Here is a 19,237-nt window from a genome sequence, read left to right on the forward strand (position 1 = left end):
TGTGAGTAAAGTGCCCGCTTCTCTTTCGTTTCCCCCGCTGTCCGAGGCCCCATGTCCCAAGCCGTCGCGATCGAGCCGTCCGCAGATGCCACCGAAGACACCGAGTTCGAGCGCGAACCGGTCCCTGAAAAACGACGCCTTGGCTTCAAGAGCTTCGTAGGCATGTACGCGGGGGAGCATGCCGCCGGTACGGAGTTCATGATCGGACCTCTGTTCGTGGCCGGCGGTGCCAGCGTCTTCGACGTGGTGGTGGGGCTCTTGCTCGGCAACCTCCTGGCGGTGCTGTCGTGGCGCTACGTGTGCGCACCCATCGCGGTTCGCACGCGGCTCACGCTTTACTACAAGCTCGAAAAGATCTGCGGCTCGAAGCTCGTCAACATCTACAACCTGGCCAACGGCGTGATGTTCTGCTTCCTCGCCGGGGCCATGGTGGCGGTCTCCGCCACCGCCGTGGGGGTGCCCTTCGACATGCCCATGCCGGGCCTCGACGACTGGATGCCGAGTGGGGTCAGCTGGATCGTCGCCGTGTTCGGCGTGGGCGCAGTGATTTCCTTGGTGGCCGCCAAGGGCTACGACACGGTGGCGCGCTTTGCGAACTTGGCCTCACCCTGGATGGTGCTGGTGTTCTTGGCCTGTGGCCTCGCGGCCCTGCCAGCCCTGGGGATTCATTCGCCGGGGCAGTTCTGGGCGGTTGCGGAGCAGAAGGTCTGGACCGGTACGCCTCTGCCCGGCCAAACGCAGCTTTCGTTCTGGCACCTCACGTTCTTCGCCTGGTTCGCCAACATGGCCATGCACATCGGCATGGCCGACCTGTCGATTTTCCGCTTCGCCCACAAGGCGAGCAGCGGGTGGGCGGCGGCCACGGGGATGTTCGTGGGGCACTACATGGCCTGGATCGCCGCCGCTTTGCTTTATGCCGTTCAGCTGCAGGCCGATCCCACGAACACGCAGGTGGCGCCGGGGCCCATGGCTTACGGCATCGCAGGCTGGGCAGGCATCGTGGTGGTGATCGTGGCCGGCTGGACCACGGCCAATCCCACGATCTACCGGGCGGGCCTGGCGTTCCAAAGCCTGTTTCCCCGCGCCAGCCGGGCGCAGGTCACGATCTTGGCTGGCGTGGTGGCTACCCTCGGTGGGTGCTTCCCCGCGCTCGTGATGAAGCTGCTGGGGTTCGTGGCGCTCTACGGCCTCGTGCTCATGCCCATGGGCACCGTCGTCTTTGTCGATTTCTGGCTCTTCCCGCGATTGGGCCTCACCCAGGATTTCGCTCTGGCTGCGGGTCGTCGCTTCAACTGGGCCGCTGGCCTGACGTGGTTCATTACCTTGGGCCTCTGCCTTCTGCTCAACCGTTTCGCCGGTGTAGAGATCTTCTTCGTGGCGCTGCCTGGTTGGTTTCTGGCGGCCGTGCTCTACGTGGTGCTCAGCAAGATTGTCCAGCGCCGCGCGCGCTCTTCCCTTCCCTCCGCGTCGCCTTCGGCCTCTGCCGCGTAACGAAAGGTCCCGCATGGTAACGCTGCTCAAGTCGCTCGGGGCCCTGGGATTGGGGCTCACGGTCATTCCGTCCCTGCTGGTAATGTGGGGCCGCTTGCCTCTGGAAACGAACAAAATGCTCATGACGGTGGGCATGGTCGTGTGGTTCGCCTCGTCGCTCGCCGTGGGGCGTCTCAAGGCGCGGGCGAGCTGATCTGGGCCCCCGTCCCGGCACGCGCGACAGGAATGTCAGGGTGTTAAGGCCGAGGGGCTCGGAAGTGCCTGTTTTCGGCGGGTCATCGTTCGGCATGTAGGTTGCTAAGGCTGTGCGGCACAGGTTGCTCATGACTTTCAAAACTTACTTCTCGAACGGACTCAAATTGACTTTCACCTACGCGGGCCGGGCCCTCTTGCTCGGCCTTCTGACGGCCGCCGTGGCAGCGACCGGCTGTGACGACGACGACCCCGAAGGCGGCACCGATGCGGCGGTTCTGGATGGGGGCGGCGACGCCAACGTGACCGATACGAATCCATCGCCCGGCGACGCTTCCGCCGCCGATACGGGAACGCCTGACAGCGCCGCGGGGGATGCGGCCCCGGGTGACGCTGCTATGGGCGACGCGGCCGCGGGCGACGCCGCCATCGACGCTGCCTCCGGCGTCTGAAGCTCGACTGGGCTTCCGAGAGGAAGCCCCGTGAGGACGCCCTACGATGAGTAGGGCGCCTCACGCCCCGGCGGGCGTCATCAGGGAGAGCAGGCCCGCAGGCAGCTTGACCACGCGACGGCTGACAGGGTCCAAAAAGACCACTCCGGTTTTGGCCTCGGCCACGAGCTTGCCGTCGGAGGGGCGGCTCACGCGGTAGACGAAGTCACAGCCCACACGGCTTGGGTCCACGAGCGCCACGTCGATGCGGAGCTGGTCGCCCGCGAAGGCCTCGGCGCGATAAACCACAGCGGCATCGTTCATGATGAGGACCGTGCCGCCCACGTCGCCTTCGTGCATGCCATGCGCCCGCAGAAACCTCACCCGCGCTTCATGCAAGAGCGCCAAGAGCGCATCGTTCGCCAGGTGGTTGCCGTAGTTGAGATCGGTCACACGCACCTCGAGGGCGGTGGAGAAGGGAAAAAGCTCTGGCAGGTCGATACGCACGCGGGCCATGGCGCGAACGTAGTTCCCTTCGCGCCAGGGTGCCAGCGGGGGCGTGCGGTTCCGTGAGGTCAGGCGGCCGAACGAACGGCTTCGGGCCGGCGCTCGGTCAAGCAGCTGCGCGTGATCACGCCCACCAGAACGGCCCCCAAGCGGACCGGCAGCCAGTGCGACCCGGTGACCTCCATCAGCGTGGCCGCCTCCGCACGGCTGGCCTGCGGGGAAACCTCGGCCCGGGTGGGCGTGGCCCAGCGGGAGACCATGTGATGACCAGGAGCGCCCTCCAGGGCGTCCAGCGCCACCAGGCCAACCTGTCCCCCGGTCTGTTCGACCAGGACGTGGTCGACCCGCTTGGCTTGCGCCACTTTGCGGGCCGCAGCCACGGTGAACCACGGCGGAACCTGTACGAACGACGCGGAACAAAGGTTGGCCACGCGCTTTGCGGGCCCGCGCCTTTGGGTGTGCGTCTGCTTCGTCCTTGATTCCCGGGTTTCCATGTCGAACGTCTCCTTCAGGGGATAGTGTTTCTCACGCCACACTGAGATGCGCCTGAATCCCCCGGCGTTGCAGGGATTCGCGTCGTTCACTCCCTCCCTGCTTCAAGTTCCGTGCCGGCCTGACCGGACGCCTGTCCGTTGCGCAGGGGGGGCCTACGCCGCACTATGGCGACATGCCCAAATCTCCTCCGCCGCCCGCCGAACACCCCAGCTTGGAGGTCGGGGCTCGTATGCGCGCCACGGCCGAAGGCCAGCGCATGGTCGAGCCTGGTCCGTGGCGCCGGTTTGGTCCCTACGTCTCGGATCGCGCCTGGGGCACCGTGCGCGAGGACTACAGCGCCGACGGCAACGCCTGGAGCCACTTCCCCCACGATCTCGCGCGTAGCAAAGCGTACCGCTGGGGTGAGGACGCGCTTGCGGGCCTGTGCGATCGTTACCAAATCCTGGTCTTCGGGCTGGCGCTCTGGAACGAGCAGGATGCCATCCTCAAGGAGCGTCTCTACGGACTCGTGCCCTCCGAGGGCAACCACGGCGAAGACGTCAAGGAGTGTTACTTCTACCTGGATAACCTTCCGAGCCACGCGTACATGAAGTGGCTTTACAAGTATCCGCAGCAGGCGTTCCCGTACACCCAGCTCATCGAAGAGAACCAACGCCGCAATGGCCAGGGCCCCGAGTACGAGCTCCTCGACACCGGCATCTTCGACGACGACCGCTACTTCGATGTGTTCGTGGAGTACGCGAAAGCGAGTCCTGACGACATCGCGATTCGCATCACGGTGGAAAACCGCAGCTCTTCGCCCGCCCCGCTGCACGTGCTGCCGCACCTTTGGTTTCGCAACACGTGGGCCTGGGAGGGCGCCCATCGTCCGAAGCCCCGTTTGCGCCCGGGTCCCAAAGGGCCAGGCTTCGTGTCCCTTCACGGCGACGATCACGAAGCTCTACCGCCCGACAGTCTTTTGCAGCCCTATCACCTGGGTGACCGCTACCTCGTCGCCGAGGCCGATGGTGTGCCGCTCTTTTGCGACAACGAGACCAACGGCCCGCGGGTTTATGGCCCCGGGGCCGAGAGCCAAAGCGCCTACCCCAAAGACGGGATTCACCGCTACCTGGTGGAGGGTGAGGGCTGCGCCGTCAACCCCGCCCACACGGGCACGAAGAGCGCCTTTCACTTCCACCGGGTGGTTCCGGCCTTGGGCAAGGTGGTCCTACGCTTGCGGCTGACGCCCACGAGCCCTTCGCCGCTTGGGCCTTCGCCGCTTCTCGAGGTGGACGAGATCGTGGACACGCGCAAAGCCGAGGCGGACGCGTTCTACGCCGCGGTTCACCCGCCCGAGGCCAGCGCCGACGAGTGCTTGGTGCAGCGCCAGGCGTTGGCGGGCCTCTTGTGGTCGAAGCAAATCTATCTATTGGACGTGGAACGCTGGCTCGAGGGCGACAACCCCCACTGGCCTCCCCCGAAAAACCGTGCGTCGATTCGCAATGGCCACTGGCGCCATCTGAACTCGATGCGCCTCATGCTGGTGCCCGACAAGTGGGAGTATCCCTGGTTCGCGGCCTGGGATCTGGCGTTTCACGCCGTGACGATGGCGCTGGTGGATCCTGCCTTTGCCAAGGATCAGTTGTGGATCCTGCTCTTCGAGCAGTTCCTGCACCCGTCAGGTCAGATCCCCGCCTATGAATGGGAGTTTTCAGACCTGAACCCGCCGGTGCACGCCTGGGCCGTGTGGCGGGTGTACAACATGGAACGCCACCGCACCGGTAAGGCCGATCGGGCGTTCCTCGAGCGTTGCTTTCACAAGCTGATGCTCAATTTTTCGTTCTGGGTTAACCGGGTGGATCGCGAGGGCAACAACGTCTTCGAGGGGGGCTTTTTGGGGCTCGACAACATCACGGTCATCGATCGCAGCCACCCGCTGCCCGATGGTGTGCGGCTCGAGCAGTCAGACGGTACGGGCTGGATGGGCATGTTCTGTTTGCAGCTCATGCGCATGGCGCTCGAGCTGGCGCACGAAAATCCGGTCTACGAGGGGCTGGCCACGAAATTCTTTCAGCACTACGTGTACGTGGCGGCGGCCATGAAGCACATGGGCGGCCGCAGCTACAGCCTGTGGGACGACAAGGATGGGTTCTTCTACGACGTGCTCCGCTTTCCAGATGGCCACTTCGAGCGGTTTCGGCTGCGTTCTCTCGTGGGGCTGATTCCGCTTTATGCGGTGGAGCGGCTCGAAGAGGCGTGGATCGAGCCCTTCGAGGAGTTTCGCGCGGATCTGCACTGGTTTCTCCAGAACCGTCGGCCGATGCTCGAGGGCGTCTGTGAACCGCTCTTGGGCCCCACGGGAACCACCCACCTGCTCACGGTGTTCGACACCTCGCAGCTGCGCCACGTGCTAGGCCACGTGCTGGATCCGAACGAGTTCATGTCGCCTTTCGGCTTGCGAAGCCTTTCGAAACTTCACGAACACAAGCCCTTTGTCTTCGACGGATCGGAGGTGCGCTACGAAGCCGCCGAGTCGGTCTCGAAACTCAAGGGGGGCAACTCGAACTGGCGGGGTCCCATCTGGTTTCCCACGGCGTTTTTGGTGATCGAGACGCTCCGTAAGCTCGGAACGGCGCTGGGCGATGGCGTGAAGGTGCCCGAGAACGGGGTTGATGGGCCGGAAAAAGACTTGAGGAGTTTGGCGGAGGCCCAGGCCAACCGGCTCATTCGCATCTTCACCAAAGACGAACACGGCCGCCGCCCGGTGCATGGGGGCCGCCGCAAGTTCGACGAGGATCCCCACTTTCGGGACCTTCCCCTCTTTTACGAGTACTTCAACGGCGACACGGGGGAGGGGCTGGGGGCCGCTCACCAGACGGGTTGGTCATCGCTTGTGGCCTCGCTCATCGACGAGTGGCGTCGGCCCCCCTGGAAAACCACCCGCCAAGCTTCGCCGGAACCCGCCGCGGGGGGAGCTGCGCGGTGGCCTGCCTGGCGCGAAGAGTGACACGCGACCGATCCGCGACAGGTCTGACAGGTTTTCCCCACCCTCACCACGGGGAGGCTTGCAGCTCGAGCGCCAGAGTCTGGGTTCGTTGCGCGCTCGTGTAGGCGTCGACCAGGCCGTGGACCCGCCCCGCGGCGAGGAGTCCAGCTCCGAAGACGGCGCCGGTGAGGCGCATGTCGCGCGCCTCGGACCCCTCGAAAGGGTCCGACACAACGAGCAGCAGGCTGGCGATGCCGGCGCCCAGCAGCATCCACGTGGTGACCGCGCCCGTTCCATTGTCGGCGTAGACGCTGCCGCCGCCGGGGATGAACCACTCGATGGCCAGGGCCGCCACGGGGCTTACGGGGCTGGGTATCGCGAGCATCTGGGGGGGCGTGGGGCCGGGCCGGGGGCTCGCCGCGGGCGTCACCCAGGCGTCGGGCGTGGAGGCGGGCATGGCCGTGGGCTGCCCGGTCGAAGACGTGGCGGGCAGGGCCACCGCCTCCATCGAAGGGGCAGGGCCTTCACCGACGGCCTCTGCGTGAGCGCTGCGGGGGGGACCGAGCACGCTGGCCATCGCGAGCAGAGCGATGAAGCAAGGGGAGAGGGTGGGCATGGCCAACCGGTTTAGCAAAAGGCAGACCAGGGTACCCCCCTGCTTCCGCGGGTTCTCTGTAACCGCCACGTTTCCTTCGCACATGGGCCCACAAGTGAGAAGAGCAAGTGGCAACCAAGGGTCGCTTTCGCTGTAAGTGCCTGGAATCTCATCTTGTGGGGGATGGTACGTCCATTGCTTCATTCGGGGCCGCCATGAACGTGCCCGTTGTCTCCCCTCCCTCCGATACCCTCAAGCCTGCCTTGGCGTTGGTCGAGACCAGCCCGCCGGGTCGCAAGGGGCTCCGGTCCGAGACGAAACGCCCGGCGCCTTCGGCCTTGGGCCTCGAGCCCCACTGGGTGCAGGTGATCGAATCCGCCACCGACTAGGCGCCCCGCAGGGGGCCCCTCACTTCAAAGACGCTGGCCGGCACCCGAGCGCCAAGGGCGGCCCCACGGTGACCAGCGCGCGGCCCTGCACGCGCAGCACGGTCAGGGTCTCGTCCTTGAAGTTGCCCACGAAGAGGTACTGCCCATCGGCGGAAAACGCGATGCCTTCGGCGAGCGCCCCCACCTCGATCGTGTCCAGGACCTCGAGCGTCTGCGGTCCTCGCGCCAGCGAGAGCAGGCTGACGGTGGCGTTGCGATGGTACGCGGGCGCTGTGGCTTTCGAGCTGCTCCCCGTGAGGTTCACGGTGGCCGCATGCAGGCCTTGGGGGCTGATCGCCAAGCCCTCGGGGCTGTCGCCCACGAGCACCTGCGCCACCATGCGCGGTGGGGTGAGCGCCAGGTCGATCACGCCGAGCGGGTCGGCCACCCCATCGGAGGACGGTGAGCTTGCACCCATACTGGCCACCAGCGCGAACGCGCCGTTCGGCGCGACCACCACGGGGTAGGGGTTTGGCACCACGTCCAGCCGGTGCGCGAGCGTCACGTCCTGGCCGCTCACGTCCAGGACCGCCACCGCCGCCTCGGAAAACAACGTCACCAAGGCCCGTTTGCCGTCGGGTGTGAAGCGGACGTCCGACGCCTGGCCGGCCACGTCCACGTCGCCGAGATGACGGGCCGTGGGCCTTTCCCCCACGAAGCCGAGCGCCACGCGCGACACGCTTTGCCCTTTACGGTTGGCGGTGAGCGCGAGCGCACCGTGAGGGCTGATGTCCACGCCCGAGGGCTGAAGGCCCACGGTCACGCTGCCGACCCAGGCGATGGGCTGCGCCCGCAGATCGATCAGGTGAACTTCGTCCTTGGCCACGGCGACGAAGGCGCCCTCTTGCTCCACGTTGCGCATGGAGTCCGCCACCAGCGCGAAGGCGCCTGCCGGGGCCAAGGCGAGGTTCGTGGGCGGGCCCCACACGGAATTGCCCACCGCGACGCTGCCGGCAAGGCGAGGCGCTGCCGGGGCCGAGACGTCGAACACGAGCACCCGATCGCCCGAGGGGGCCACCGCGGTGAGGGCGGTCTCGGGATCGTGGATGGTCTTGCCGTCGCAGCCCACGAGCAGGGTCGCCGGGGGCGCCTTCGGCACGTGCAGGGCCTTCTGTGCGCGACAGGCCGGCACGAGCGCGAGCGCTGCGAGCAGGCCCGTAAGGCAGAGGCGCGCGCCAAGGCGGATCGGGAGGGGCGGGAGGGACGAAAGGGACAGGAAGGGCAAGAAGCGAAGCACGGCAGCTCCTGAAAAGCGATGGCCCACGGGCGGGTTCCCGGTACTTATCATCGCGCTCGGGGCACGGGCAAGGCGCGGGCTGTGCGCCGGTGCCCCTGGGCCTGCGCACGCGATGAGATTCCCGATGGCATCACGCGCGGTTTTGAACGAGGCTTCCCCCATGTCTGGCCCGCTTGCCCTTCGCCCTTACCAACGCGAAGCGATCGCCGCCGTGCTCGGCGCACGCCGGGACGGCGTGCGGCGGATGGTGGTGTGCTTGCCAACCGGTGCGGGCAAAACGGTGGTGTTTTCCGAGCTGGCCAAGCTGGCCCGGCGTCAGGTCTTGGTGCTGGCCCATCGCGAGGAACTCCTGGATCAGGCGCGGGCCAAGCTGGAGGCCGCCCTGGCTGGGCAACGGGTGGTGGCGATCGAACGGGGCGCTGCGCGGGCGCCCGCCGAAGCGAAGATTTTGGTTTGTTCTGTGCGTTCGCTGCACGAGGAGCGGCTCGCCCGTGTGCTGCGGGGACGCGACGTGGGGCTCGTGATTTACGACGAGTGCCACCACGCCGCGGCCGACGACAACCGGCGGGTGCTGCGACAACTGGGCGCCTTCGATCCTGCGTGGACGGGCACGCTGCTGGGCTTTACCGCTACCACGTCGCGGGGTGACGGCAAGGGGCTCGACGAGATCTTCGAGCGCATCGTCTACACACGCACGTTGCCCGAGATGATCGAGGACGGGTACTTGGCGCCTCTGCGCGGCTATCGCATCTCGACCTCCGCGGACCTGTCGCGTCTCGCGGCGACGGGGCTCGATTTTCGCGAAGACGAACTGGAGGCGGCGGTGGACATCGAAGAGCGCAACGCCCTCGTGGCGCGCTCCATCCAGGAGCTGGCACGGGATCGGCGCACGCTCGCGTTCTGTGTCACCGTGAACCACGCCCGCAACCTCTGCCGCTCCTTGAACCTGCTGGGTGTGCCGGCGGGGCTCGTGCATGGCGCGATGGCCGCCGAGCCGCGCGCGCGGGCTTTGGCCGACTTTCGCGCCGGCCGGACGCAGGTGCTGACGAACGTGGCCGTTTTGACCGAAGGGTTCGACGACCCGGGGGTGTCCTGCGTGGCGATGGCCCGCCCCACCCGCTCGGAGGGGCTCTACGCCCAGTGCGTGGGGCGCGGCACGCGGCTTTTCCCCGGCAAGCAAGACTGCTTGATTCTCGACTTCGTCGACGTGTCACAGCTCAGCCTGTGTACGTTGCCGTCGCTGTTCGGGGCGCCGAGGGATCTCGACCTGCAAGGCGGCGATGCGCGGGCGGCGTGGCGCGCCTGGCAGCAGATTGCGTTTGATCACCCTGGCTTCGAGCTGGAGGCCGGCGCCGTCACGCTGCCCGAGATTCAGGCGCGGGCCGCGGCCTTCGATCCGCTCACGCTGGAGGTGCACGAGGAAGTGCGGGCGATCTCCGTCAACGCCTGGTTTTCGTTGGGACGGTTCGGCCTGGGCCTGCATTTCGAAGAGGCCCCCGGCCGCGTCGCCGAGGTGGTCATCTTGAAGCGCCCCGGGCGGGGCAAGGTGTGGGAGATCATGATGAACGGCACGTTCCAGACGCGATCATCGCGGCTCGAGGACGCCGTGGCCGCGGTGGACTTCGAGATTGAGGCGGGGGGGCGGGCGGTGGCGGCGTCAGCCCTCCCCACCGCCCCCTGGCGGCAGCTCGGTGGCCTTGGTGAGCGGTTGCAAAAAGCTTTATGGGAGAGACTCCCCAGGTCGCCCTTCTCCGAAAAGAAAGGAAAATGATGTCCCTTGGAGTGGCCCTCATGGGCAGTGGTGCGATCAGTGACATTCACGTGCGGGCCGTCGCGGCGGTGGCGGGCCTCGAGCTCGTCTCCTTGTGGTCGCGCACCCCCGAGGCCGCCCTGCGGCGCGCCCGGGAGGCCGGGTGTCGTGCCGTACACGATGAGGCCGAGGTGTTCACCGACCCGCAGGTTGAGCTCGTGACCATCCTCACGAGCAGCGGCTCGCATGCGCGCCTGGCGCTAGCGGCGTTGCGCGCCGGCAAACACGTGCTCATCGAAAAGCCCATGGCCCTGTCGCTTGCCGACTGTGAAACGCTCATTGCCGAGGCGAAGCGTTGCGAGCGCGTGCTGTCCGTGGTGTCGCAACGGCGCTTCGAGCCCCAGCACCTGGCCGCCAAGCGTGTGCTCGAGGCCGGTGCGCTCGGGAAGCTCTTGTGGGTCGAAGCCAAGTGTCCCTATTTTCGCACCCAGGCGTACTACGATTCGGCGTCCTGGCGGGGCACGTGGGCCGAGGACGGGGGCGCTTTGATGAACCAGGCCATCCACGCCGTAGACCTGCTCTTGTGGTTGGCGGGGCCGGCGGATTCGCTGGTGGCAGAGACCGCCACGCAGACCCACGACATGGAAGCCGAGGATCTCGCGCTCGTGCTCGCGCGGCTGCGCTCAGGCGCGTTCGCCTCCGTGATGGCCTCGACCAGTATCTGCCCGGGTTTTCCTCCCACGCTGGCCTTTCACGGTGAAAAAGGCAGTCTGTGCCTGGCGGGCACCCGCGTGACGGCCTGGCACGTGCCCGGCGTCGAAGCGCCTTTGCCCTGCGAGGAAGAGAGCGTGCGCCCCGACGGCGCGGCCCTGCCGAGCGCGCGCTACCACCAGGCGCAATACGAAGACCTGCGCGAAGCGCTGCGCGCGGGGCGCCCCCCCTTGGTGACGGCAGAGCAGGGCGCGGCGGCGGTGGCGTTCGTGGAGGCGGCCTACGAATCGAGCCGTCGAGGGGGGCGGGTGCATATGCCCCCTAGGTCGGATTCTGACGACGTGACTGGCGCTGCGTGAACACGGCGTTTCGCTGCGTTTCGTTTTCGGCTGCCACCTAGGGAGGCCGCGGGCGTTTCACGGCGCGTGCCCCAGGTGCCGCGCCGCAAGGCGCCAGGCGTTGCGAAGGCACTCCGTGACGGTGCGGGGCAGGGGCCGCCGCTTTCGGGGGGGCGACCTGGGGGCCAATCCGTGATAGTCAGGGACGAGCCCATGACGAAGCGATCCACCATCATCTACACGAAGACAGACGAAGCCCCGGCGCTGGCCACAGACTCCTTTCTGCCCATCGTGCGGGCCTTCTCCCGCCAGGCGGGGGTGAGCGTGGAGACCCGTGACATCTCGCTTGCGGGGCGCATCCTGGCGACGTTCGCGGACCAGCTGCCCGAGGGGCGGCGGGTGCCCGATCATCTGGCCGAGCTGGGGGCGCTGGCCCAGACCCCGGAAGCCAACATCATCAAGCTGCCGAACATCAGCGCCTCGGTGCCCCAACTCAAGGCCGCCCTCGCCGAGCTTCAGCGCAAGGGCTATCCGCTGCCGAATTACCCCGACGAGCCGAAGACCGACGCCGAGCGGGACGCAAAGGCCCGCTATGACCGGGTGAAGGGCAGCGCCGTCAACCCCGTGCTGCGTGAAGGCAACTCGGATCGCCGCGCGCCCCGGGCGGTCAAGGAATACGCGCGCAAGAACCCGCACGCCATGGGCGCCTGGCAGGCGAGCTCGAAGACGCACGTGGCCACGATGAACGCGGGCGACTTCTTCCACAACGAGACCTCCGTCACGGTGGCGGCCGCCACCACCGTGCGCATCGAGCACGTGGGCACCGACGGCAAGGTCACCTTGCTCAAGGACGGCATCAAGCTTCAAGCGGGCGAGATCCTCGATGGTACCTTCATGAGCAAGCAGGCCCTGGTGGCCTTCCTGGCCCGCGAGGTCGATGACGCTCGCACGTCCGGTGTGCTGTTTTCGCTTCACCTCAAGGCCACGATGATGAAGGTCTCCGATCCGATCATCTTCGGTCAGGCCGTGCGCGTGTACTTCGAGGACCTATGGAAAAAGCACGGTGCCACCTTCGACCGACTCGGAGTGGACGTGAACAATGGCTTTGGGGATCTGGTCGCGAAGCTGGGCCAACTGCCCGAGGCCGAACGTCAGGCGATTGAAGCGGACATCGAGGCCATCTATGCCAAGGGCCCGCCGCTGGCCATGGTGAACTCCGACAAGGGCATCACCAACCTTCACGTCCCGAGCGACGTCATCGTGGACGCATCCATGCCCGCGATGATTCGCACGTCGGGGCAGATGTGGAACGCAGCGGGCAAGCCCCAAGACACCAAGGCCGTGATTCCCGACAGCAGCTACGCAGGGGTCTATGAGGCCGTGATCGCCTTTTGTAAGGCGCACGGAGCCCTGGATCCGCGCACGATGGGCAGCGTGCCCAACGTGGGACTCATGGCTCAGAAGGCCGAGGAATACGGGTCTCACGACAAGACCTTCGAGATCCAGGCCGCCGGGACCGTGCGCGTGGTGGACGCCAGCGGCAAGGAGCTCATGGCCCACGCCGTGTCACAGGGTGACATCTGGCGCGCATGCCAGGTCAAGGACGCACCCGTGCGCGACTGGGTGAAGTTGGCGGTGACCCGTGCGCGGCTCTCGTCGACCCCCGCCGTCTTCTGGCTCGATGAGAACCGTCCGCACGACGCCGAGCTCATCAAGAAGGTGAAAGCCTACCTACTCGAGCACGACACGCGCGGGCTCGAGATCCAGATCCTGTCGCCGGTCAAGGCGTGCACCCTTTCGCTCCAGCGTCTCAAAGAAGGCCAAGACACCATCTCGGTCACCGGCAATGTCTTGCGCGACTACCTCACGGATCTTTTCCCGATCCTCGAGGTGGGCACCAGCGCCAAGATGTTGTCGATCGTGCCCCTGATGAACGGGGGGGGGCTGTTCGAGACGGGCGCGGGCGGCTCGGCTCCGAAGCACGTCGAACAGTTCCTCGCCGAGGGCCACCTGCGCTGGGATTCCCTGGGTGAGTTCCTGGCCCTGGCCGTGTCGTTCGAGCACCTCGCCGAGGTGGAACACCACCCGGGTGCGGCGGTGTTGGCCAAGACCTTGGATGCGGCGAACACCGAGTACCTCATGCAGAACAAGGCCCCTGGTCGCAAGGCGGGTGAGCTCGACAACCGGGGAAGCCACTTCTACGTGGCGCTCTACTGGGCCGAGGCCCTGGCCGCGCAAACGGACGACGCGGCCTTGGCGGCCAGGTTCGCCCCGGTCGCGCAGGCGCTGCGGGGTCAGGAAGCGAAGATCGTGGCCGAGCTGGCGGCCAGCGCGGGCAAGCCCCAGGACATTGGTGGCTACTACGCCCCGGACGAGGCTTTGTCGGCGCGCGCGATGCGTCCCAGCGGGACGTTGAACGCCATCATCGATGGCCTCTGACGGGCGCGGGGGTGTGAGCTCGTGAGCCTAGGCGCGGGTGGCCCGAAGCCACCCCGCCCTTGGCTCGTGCGCCGAAGCGCCCTTCAAGCACCGGGCCGCTGCCGATTTACGTAACGAAGGTCCGGCGTTCGAGCACCTGATGAACGAAGCGCAGCTTTTCGAGGGCGGGCGGCGGCAAAATGAAGGGATACCAATCCGGGTGTCCCATGGAGCGGTTGAGGCTGTTGAGCGCAAAGGTCAGCGGGTACCAGGCGTTGACCAGGGCGCCGAAGCCGTCCGATGCCGGCACCGCGGGCGCAAGGCCGGGTGTCGCCGGCGCCTTGCCCGTGGGCCTTGGATGAAGCCTCATGCCGTAGGCGCGGGCTGTGTCGACGGTATCCACCATGTGAAGATAGTGGGCGTAAGTCTCGGCCCAGTCTTCCCAGGGATGCATCGACGCGTATGCGCTGACGTGACGTTCGTTCCAGTCTGATGGGGGGCCTTGTTCGTAGTGACGGGCGAGAGCTTCATCGTAGGGGTGCCTCTCGTCGCCGAACAGGGAACGAAACGCGTTCAGCGCTGCGGGCACAGGCTCGACAAGGCGTTCCCAGTAATGGTGGCCGATCTCGTGTCGTAAGTGTCCCAGCAAGGTGCGATACGGTTCGTTCAGATCCACCCGGACTTGCTCCCGAAACGGATCGTCGGCCTCGGCCACGTTCAAGGTCACCACACCGTGGGCATGGCCCGTCGTCACGGGTGCGCCCTCTTGGGGTAACAGGATCTCGAAGGCCACACCGTGCGGATCCTCCGAGAGCGGACTGACGGGCAACCTCAAGGCGAACAAGGTGTAAAGCAGTCGTCGTTTGGCCCGCTCGATCTTGGCCCAACCGAGGCGAGCGGCATCGTCGGTCAAAACGGGGATCGTGCGCGTCAAGCGGCAGCTGCGGCAGAGCGTGTGGTCCCGAGCCGCTTCCGTCACGTCGACGCCCCAATTGCATCCCGCTGCCTCGAAGTTGCTGCAGCGCCGCAGCTCGTGCCCCTTTGCCTCGAGGCCGCGCAAACGCACGCGTTCTGGATCGTAAACGAACGCGAGACCGCAGCGGGTGCACACCGTGTTCTCGAAGAAGGCAATCTGCCCACACGCCTCGCAGGTGAATAGACGCATGTCCCGATTGCTCCCCCGTCCAATCGTTGCAAAAAGCTGGCCGTGCGCCGTCTGCCTGCGCGGCGACGCTCAGATCATGCGCGACGGGCGCACCAACTCGTCGAACCGCTCGAGGGCGAGCGCCCCCGTGCGCTGCACGGCTTCGCGGAGCGTGATGCCCTCTGCAAGGGCCCGCTGCGCGAGGGCCGCGGCCTTGTCGTAGCCAATCTCGGGCGACAGGGCCGTGGCCAGCATCAACGACCGCTCGAGGTGCTCCGCGATCCGCGTTTCCTGGAGAGCGAGCCCGTCGACGCAGCGAAGACGAAAGGACGTGGCCGCATCCGCGAGCAAGTCGCACGATTCCAAAAGAGCATAGGCCAGTACGGGCTTGGCGACGTTGAGCTGAAGAGAGCCGGAGGCCGCTGCGATGAAGATGGTCGTGTGGTTGCCCGCCACCCGCGCGCAGACCATGAGGAGCGCTTCGATCTGCGATGGATTCACCTTGCCGGGCATGATGGAGCTGCCGGGTTCGTTGGCGGGCAGCGCGAGCTCTTGGAGGCCGCAACGCGGCCCCGAGGCCAAGAGCCGCAGATCGTTGCCGATCTTGGTGAGCGCTGCGGCCACGCCGGACAGCGCACCCGAGACGGATACGAAGCCATCGTGACTCGAGAGTGCCTCGAATTTGTTGGGTGCCGATGTGAAGGTCAGGCCCGTGAACGTACTCAGCCGAAGGGCCATGCTCTCGCCCCATCCGGCGGGCGCATTTTGGCCCGTGCCCACGGCGGTGCCTCCGATGGCCAGTCGTCTCAAGAGCCGTGCGGCTCGCGCCACCTCCTCACGCATGCTGCCCAGCTGGGCTGCCCAGCCGCTGGCCTCCTGCCCGGCGGTAAGCGGCGTGGCGTCCTGGCCGTGGGTGCGCCCGATCTTCACCACACCTTGCCACGCCTGTGCGTGGCGCTCGAAGGCTTGCTCCAACGCATGCAGAGCGGGGAGCAGACGGGCTTCGATCTGGACCGTTGCGGCCATGTAGATCGCCGCCGAGAACACATCGTTCGAGGATTGCGCCAAGTTGACGTGATCGTTGGGATGAATGGGTGCTTTGTGACCGCGTTGACCTCCCAGGATCTCGCTGGCCCGGTTGGCGATTACCTCATTCACGTTCATGTTCGTGTGGGTGCCGCTGCCTGTTTGCCAGACCGAAAGCGGAAACTCGTCGTCGTGACGTCCATCCAAGATCTCGTCGCACGCCCTTTGGATGCCTTCCGCCAGGTGCGGATCCAAGGCGCCGCGCGCGGCGTTCTCGAGCGCGGCGGCTTTTTTGATGAGCGTCAGCGCCGCCACGATCGGAAGCGGCATGCGGTGCCGACCGATGGGAAAATTCTCGAGCGAGCGCTGGGTCTGGGCACCCCAGAGCCTGTCGACGGAGACCTCGATCGAGCCGAGTGCATCGTGCTCCACGCGCGTGTTCTGCATGGACGAGTCATACAACGCGCCGGGGGTTTGCGTCGGCACCCCGGCCTCCCGTCTTGAGTCACGTCTGTGAAACGTAAGTACCCTCCCGCAGGCGCACACACGTGTCCTGGAGGGATCATCCCTGGTTCGCGGCCTCTTCTCCTGCGTTGGCATGAACTTTGATGAGTTGCGCCCGCAATGACAGCTCCGGTCGCCATCGACGGGTCTGCACTTGCGTCGAACCCGTGCCTCCTGCGTCCGGGTGAGACCTGCTCGAGCGTGGCGGACGCCGAGCAGGTTTCGTTCCTCATTGATGCAGAGGACTTCGTGGCTGCGTTGCGCATGGTCTTTGCCCGCGCGCGCCACACCATCTACATCGTGGGATGGGACGTCGACACCCGGACGCCGCTTCCGCCCGGCAAAGACGAGCCGGGCGCCAGAACGGAGACGCTGCTTGCGTTGTTGAACCGCTTGCTCGAGACCCGCCCGGAGCTGCGCGTGTACGTGTTGTCGTGGGATTTTGCGCTGCTCTACAGCCTCGAGCGGCAGGCGTTTCCCAGTTACCGCTTTGCGTGGCAGGGTCACGAGCGGCTCGCGTTCGCGCTGGAGGGCGCTTCGGCCACCTGGGCGTCTCATCACCAAAAGATCGTCGTGGTGGACGATGCGGTGGCCTTTGTCGGAGGGATCGATCTCACCGTCAGGCGATGGGACAGCTCCGCCCACGCCCCTCACGATTCCCGTCGTGTGGGGCCGGGGCGTAAGGCCTACGGACCCATGCATGACGTTGCGCTGGGGGTGGCGGGGCCTGTGGCCGAGAGGCTGGGCGCACTCTTTCGGCAGCGCTGGCACGACGCCACGGGGACCCGCCTGGCCGCCCCAGGCCCCTCATCGCTTCGCCTCCCACAAAGTGATCTCGAGGGCGTTCCCGTGGCCATCGCCCGTACCACGACGGTCGCCCACAGCCCGCCCGTCCGAGAGATCGAAACCCTGCTCGTCGAGGCGATAGGCCAAGCGGAGCGTTTCGTGCTGATCGAGAGCCAGTTCCTCACGTCGGCGGCCATCGGCCATGCGCTGGCCAAAAAGTTGAGCCAGGTTGCCGGGCCCGAGGTGCTGGCCATCCTGCCGCTGCGCGAGTCGGGTTGGCTCGAGCAGGAGTCGCTGGGCGTGCTCCGTGCGCGCCTGCTGGGCCGCCTCGCAGCCGCCGACACGCATGGCCGCCTTCGCGTGCTGTATCCGGAGGTTGGTCGCGGCCGCAGCGCGGTGCCGGTGTACGTGCACTCGAAAGTCGTGGTGATCGACGATCGTTTCGTGAAGGTGGGCTCTGCCAACATGAGCAACCGTTCGATGGGCCTCGACACCGAATGCGATCTTGCCCTGGTGGCGGAGGGCCCCCGCGCAGCGGACATCTCACGCGCGATCCGGACCTTCCGGTCGCGCTTGCTGTCCGAACACCTCGGCTGTACCCTGGCGCAGTTCGAGGCAGAGTACGCCCACCGTGGTTGTCTGCGGGTGTGTCTGGATACCCTTTCCACAGGCTCCCGGGGCTTGCGGCCACTCGACTGGAAACGGGAGCCCGGGTTCGATTTTTCTTTCTACGATGGCCTCGTTTGTGATCCCGAGCGGCCGCTCGACGCCGAGGCGCTGCTGCGCATGATGATGCCCGAAGCCCATCGCTCGGGCGCGCGCCGCACGTTGCTGATCTACCTGGGACTTGCCGGCGTGGCCTTGGCCCTGGTGGCCGCGTTCGAGTTCACCTCGCTCGCCACGTGGTTTCACCCCGAAACCCTGGCGACCTCAGCCGCCTCGGCCCTCGAACACCCGGCAGGCATGGTGGGCGTGTTCATCGCCGCAGTGGTTGCTTTGTGTTTGTTCGCCCCGATCACCTTGCTGCTCACGGCGGGGGCGTTGCTTCTGCCACCCTGGACGGCCTTCGGGATGCTCTATACGGTCGCCATGACCTCGGCGGCGCTCTCGTTCTGGCTCGGGCGCTTCATGGGCTTGCCGTCGCTTGGCCGCCTGCTCTCGCGGGGTGCGGAGCGGCTCAGCCGACACCTGCAGCGGGGGGGCTTCATGGCCGTCCTGACGGCGCGTCTGCTTCCCGTGGGCAACTTCGGTGCGATCAACCTCATTGCGGGCGCCCTGCGGGTTCCGTTCGCGTCGTACATGATCGCAAACGTCGTGGGGCTCTTGCCGGGCCTCACCCTGATCTGTCTCGTCGGCGCGCGGGTGGTGGCCTGGTGGAAACATCCCACCGTCGTGAACCTGTCCATCGCCTTGCTCGTTCTGGCGGCGGTGGCCGGGTTACTCGCCGCCGCGAGATACCTCTTTCGGAAGCGGCGCGGGCGCTGATGGCAGATGAAGCGCACGGCCTTCGGCCCCCGTTGCGCATCGTCAGTTACAACGTGCACGGCTGTCGGGGCACGGACGGTGTACATGACCCCGAGCGGATAGGCGCCGTCGTGGCAGCACTCGACGCCGACCTCGTCGGCCTTCAGGAGGTGAGCTCTCGCACCGAGCTCGACCGTGGCCCCTCGGATCTCGAGCGCGTCGCCCAGGTGGCGGGCCTGCACGTGTGTCCGGGGCCCGTTCGCCACAAGGTCACAGGGCCCTACGGAAACGCCTTGCTCAGCCGCTGGCCGGCCGAGGCGGTGCGTCGGGTGGACTTGAGCGTGGGACACCACGAGCCCCGGGGGGCGCTGGACGTCGAGCTCGTCGCGTTGAGGCTCAAGGTCAGGGTGATCGTGACGCACCTTGGGCTATCGCCGGGGGAGCGCCGCTTGCAAGCGCGCAAGCTCGTTGCCTTCGTGACCGCGCACGATGGCTGGGCGGATCTGACGGTGCTCTTGGGCGATCTCAACGAGTGGTTCACGTGGGGCCGTTCGCTGCGTTGGCTACATCGCCAATTTGGACACTGTCCGGGCGTGGCCACGTTTCCGTCGATGATGCCTGCCCTGGCGCTCGACCGAATCTGGGCCAAGCCCCGCGAGGCGTTGACGGGGATCGCGCGCGCCTGGGACGCCCGCACCCGCCGCGCGTCCGACCACCTTCCCATCGTGGCCACCGTGGTGTGGCCCCGCCCGTGA

At 66.7% G+C, this 19,237-nt stretch carries 16 protein-coding genes; 10 read left to right on the forward strand and 6 right to left on the reverse strand.

What is annotated here, in order from left to right; genetic code table 11:
* Positions 1-51 precede the first annotated feature (51 nt).
* From KA712_08185 to KA712_08195, 3 genes are all read left to right on the forward strand, one after another.
* Complete coding sequence (locus KA712_08185) at positions 52-1,491, forward strand: hypothetical protein (protein MCG5052924.1); 1,440 nt, start codon at positions 52-54, stop codon at positions 1,489-1,491.
* Between the two features lie 13 nt (positions 1,492-1,504).
* Positions 1,505-1,684, forward strand: coding sequence for a hypothetical protein (locus KA712_08190; GenBank protein MCG5052925.1), 180 nt, complete (start codon positions 1,505-1,507; stop codon positions 1,682-1,684).
* 130 nt (positions 1,685-1,814) lie between these two features.
* Positions 1,815-2,135, forward strand: coding sequence for a hypothetical protein (locus tag KA712_08195; protein MCG5052926.1), 321 nt, complete (start codon positions 1,815-1,817; stop codon positions 2,133-2,135).
* Between the two features lie 60 nt (positions 2,136-2,195).
* Here KA712_08195 and KA712_08200 read toward each other — a convergent pair whose 3' ends face one another.
* A complete protein-coding gene (locus KA712_08200) occupies positions 2,196-2,630 on the reverse strand; it encodes a thioesterase family protein (GenBank protein ID MCG5052927.1) in 435 nt (144 codons plus the stop codon).
* A 59-nt stretch (positions 2,631-2,689) separates the two neighbouring features.
* Entirely contained in the window at positions 2,690-3,115 is a 426-nt protein-coding gene (locus KA712_08205) for a hypothetical protein (GenBank protein MCG5052928.1), read from the reverse strand.
* Between the two features lie 173 nt (positions 3,116-3,288).
* Here KA712_08205 and KA712_08210 point away from each other — a divergent pair, with 173 nt between their 5' ends.
* Positions 3,289-6,102: a glucosidase gene (locus KA712_08210; protein ID MCG5052929.1), complete on the forward strand. Its 2,814-nt coding sequence runs from the start codon at positions 3,289-3,291 to the stop codon at positions 6,100-6,102.
* Between the two features lie 43 nt (positions 6,103-6,145).
* Here the strand turns inward: KA712_08210 and KA712_08215 are convergent, their stop codons facing one another.
* Complete coding sequence (locus tag KA712_08215) at positions 6,146-6,697, reverse strand: hypothetical protein (GenBank protein MCG5052930.1); 552 nt, start codon at positions 6,695-6,697, stop codon at positions 6,146-6,148.
* Between the two features lie 194 nt (positions 6,698-6,891).
* Here KA712_08215 and KA712_08220 point away from each other — a divergent pair, with 194 nt between their 5' ends.
* On the forward strand, positions 6,892-7,065 hold the full coding sequence (locus KA712_08220; protein MCG5052931.1) for a hypothetical protein: 174 nt from the start codon (positions 6,892-6,894) through the stop codon (positions 7,063-7,065).
* Positions 7,066-7,084: 19 nt separating this feature from the next.
* On the opposite strand, the gene KA712_08225 is transcribed toward KA712_08220, so the two are convergent.
* A complete protein-coding gene (locus KA712_08225; protein ID MCG5052932.1) occupies positions 7,085-8,368 on the reverse strand; it encodes a hypothetical protein in 1,284 nt (427 codons plus the stop codon).
* Between the two features lie 97 nt (positions 8,369-8,465).
* Between KA712_08225 and KA712_08230 the strand changes: the two genes are divergently transcribed.
* The 3 genes from KA712_08230 (at position 8,466) to KA712_08240 (ending at position 13,579) form a co-directional block, all read left to right on the forward strand.
* A complete protein-coding gene (locus tag KA712_08230) occupies positions 8,466-10,112 on the forward strand; it encodes a DEAD/DEAH box helicase (GenBank protein MCG5052933.1) in 1,647 nt (548 codons plus the stop codon).
* Positions 10,109-11,161 carry a Gfo/Idh/MocA family oxidoreductase gene (locus tag KA712_08235; GenBank protein ID MCG5052934.1) on the forward strand — a complete coding sequence of 351 codons (1,053 nt, stop codon included), beginning with the start codon at positions 10,109-10,111 and terminating at the stop codon, positions 11,159-11,161. The genes KA712_08230 and KA712_08235 overlap by 4 nt, the downstream gene beginning before the upstream one ends.
* 192 nt (positions 11,162-11,353) lie before the next feature.
* Positions 11,354-13,579, forward strand: a complete 2,226-nt coding sequence (locus tag KA712_08240; protein ID MCG5052935.1) for an NADP-dependent isocitrate dehydrogenase — start codon at positions 11,354-11,356, stop codon at positions 13,577-13,579.
* Positions 13,580-13,685: 106 nt separating this feature from the next.
* Here the strand turns inward: KA712_08240 and KA712_08245 are convergent, their stop codons facing one another.
* Positions 13,686-14,723, reverse strand: coding sequence for a putative zinc-binding peptidase (locus KA712_08245; GenBank protein ID MCG5052936.1), 1,038 nt, complete (start codon positions 14,721-14,723; stop codon positions 13,686-13,688).
* 69 nt (positions 14,724-14,792) lie between these two features.
* Positions 14,793-16,175 carry a class II fumarate hydratase gene (locus KA712_08250; GenBank protein MCG5052937.1) on the reverse strand — a complete coding sequence of 461 codons (1,383 nt, stop codon included), beginning with the start codon at positions 16,173-16,175 and terminating at the stop codon, positions 14,793-14,795.
* 177 nt (positions 16,176-16,352) lie between these two features.
* Here KA712_08250 and KA712_08255 point away from each other — a divergent pair, with 177 nt between their 5' ends.
* A complete protein-coding gene (locus tag KA712_08255; GenBank protein MCG5052938.1) occupies positions 16,353-18,503 on the forward strand; it encodes a VTT domain-containing protein in 2,151 nt (716 codons plus the stop codon).
* Positions 18,503-19,237: an endonuclease/exonuclease/phosphatase family protein gene (locus tag KA712_08260; protein ID MCG5052939.1), complete on the forward strand. Its 735-nt coding sequence runs from the start codon at positions 18,503-18,505 to the stop codon at positions 19,235-19,237. Before KA712_08255 ends, KA712_08260 begins: the two co-directional genes overlap by 1 nt.

The organism is Myxococcales bacterium (assembly GCA_022184915.1).
Lineage (GTDB): Bacteria > Myxococcota_A > Polyangia > Fen-1088 > Fen-1088 > JAGTJU01.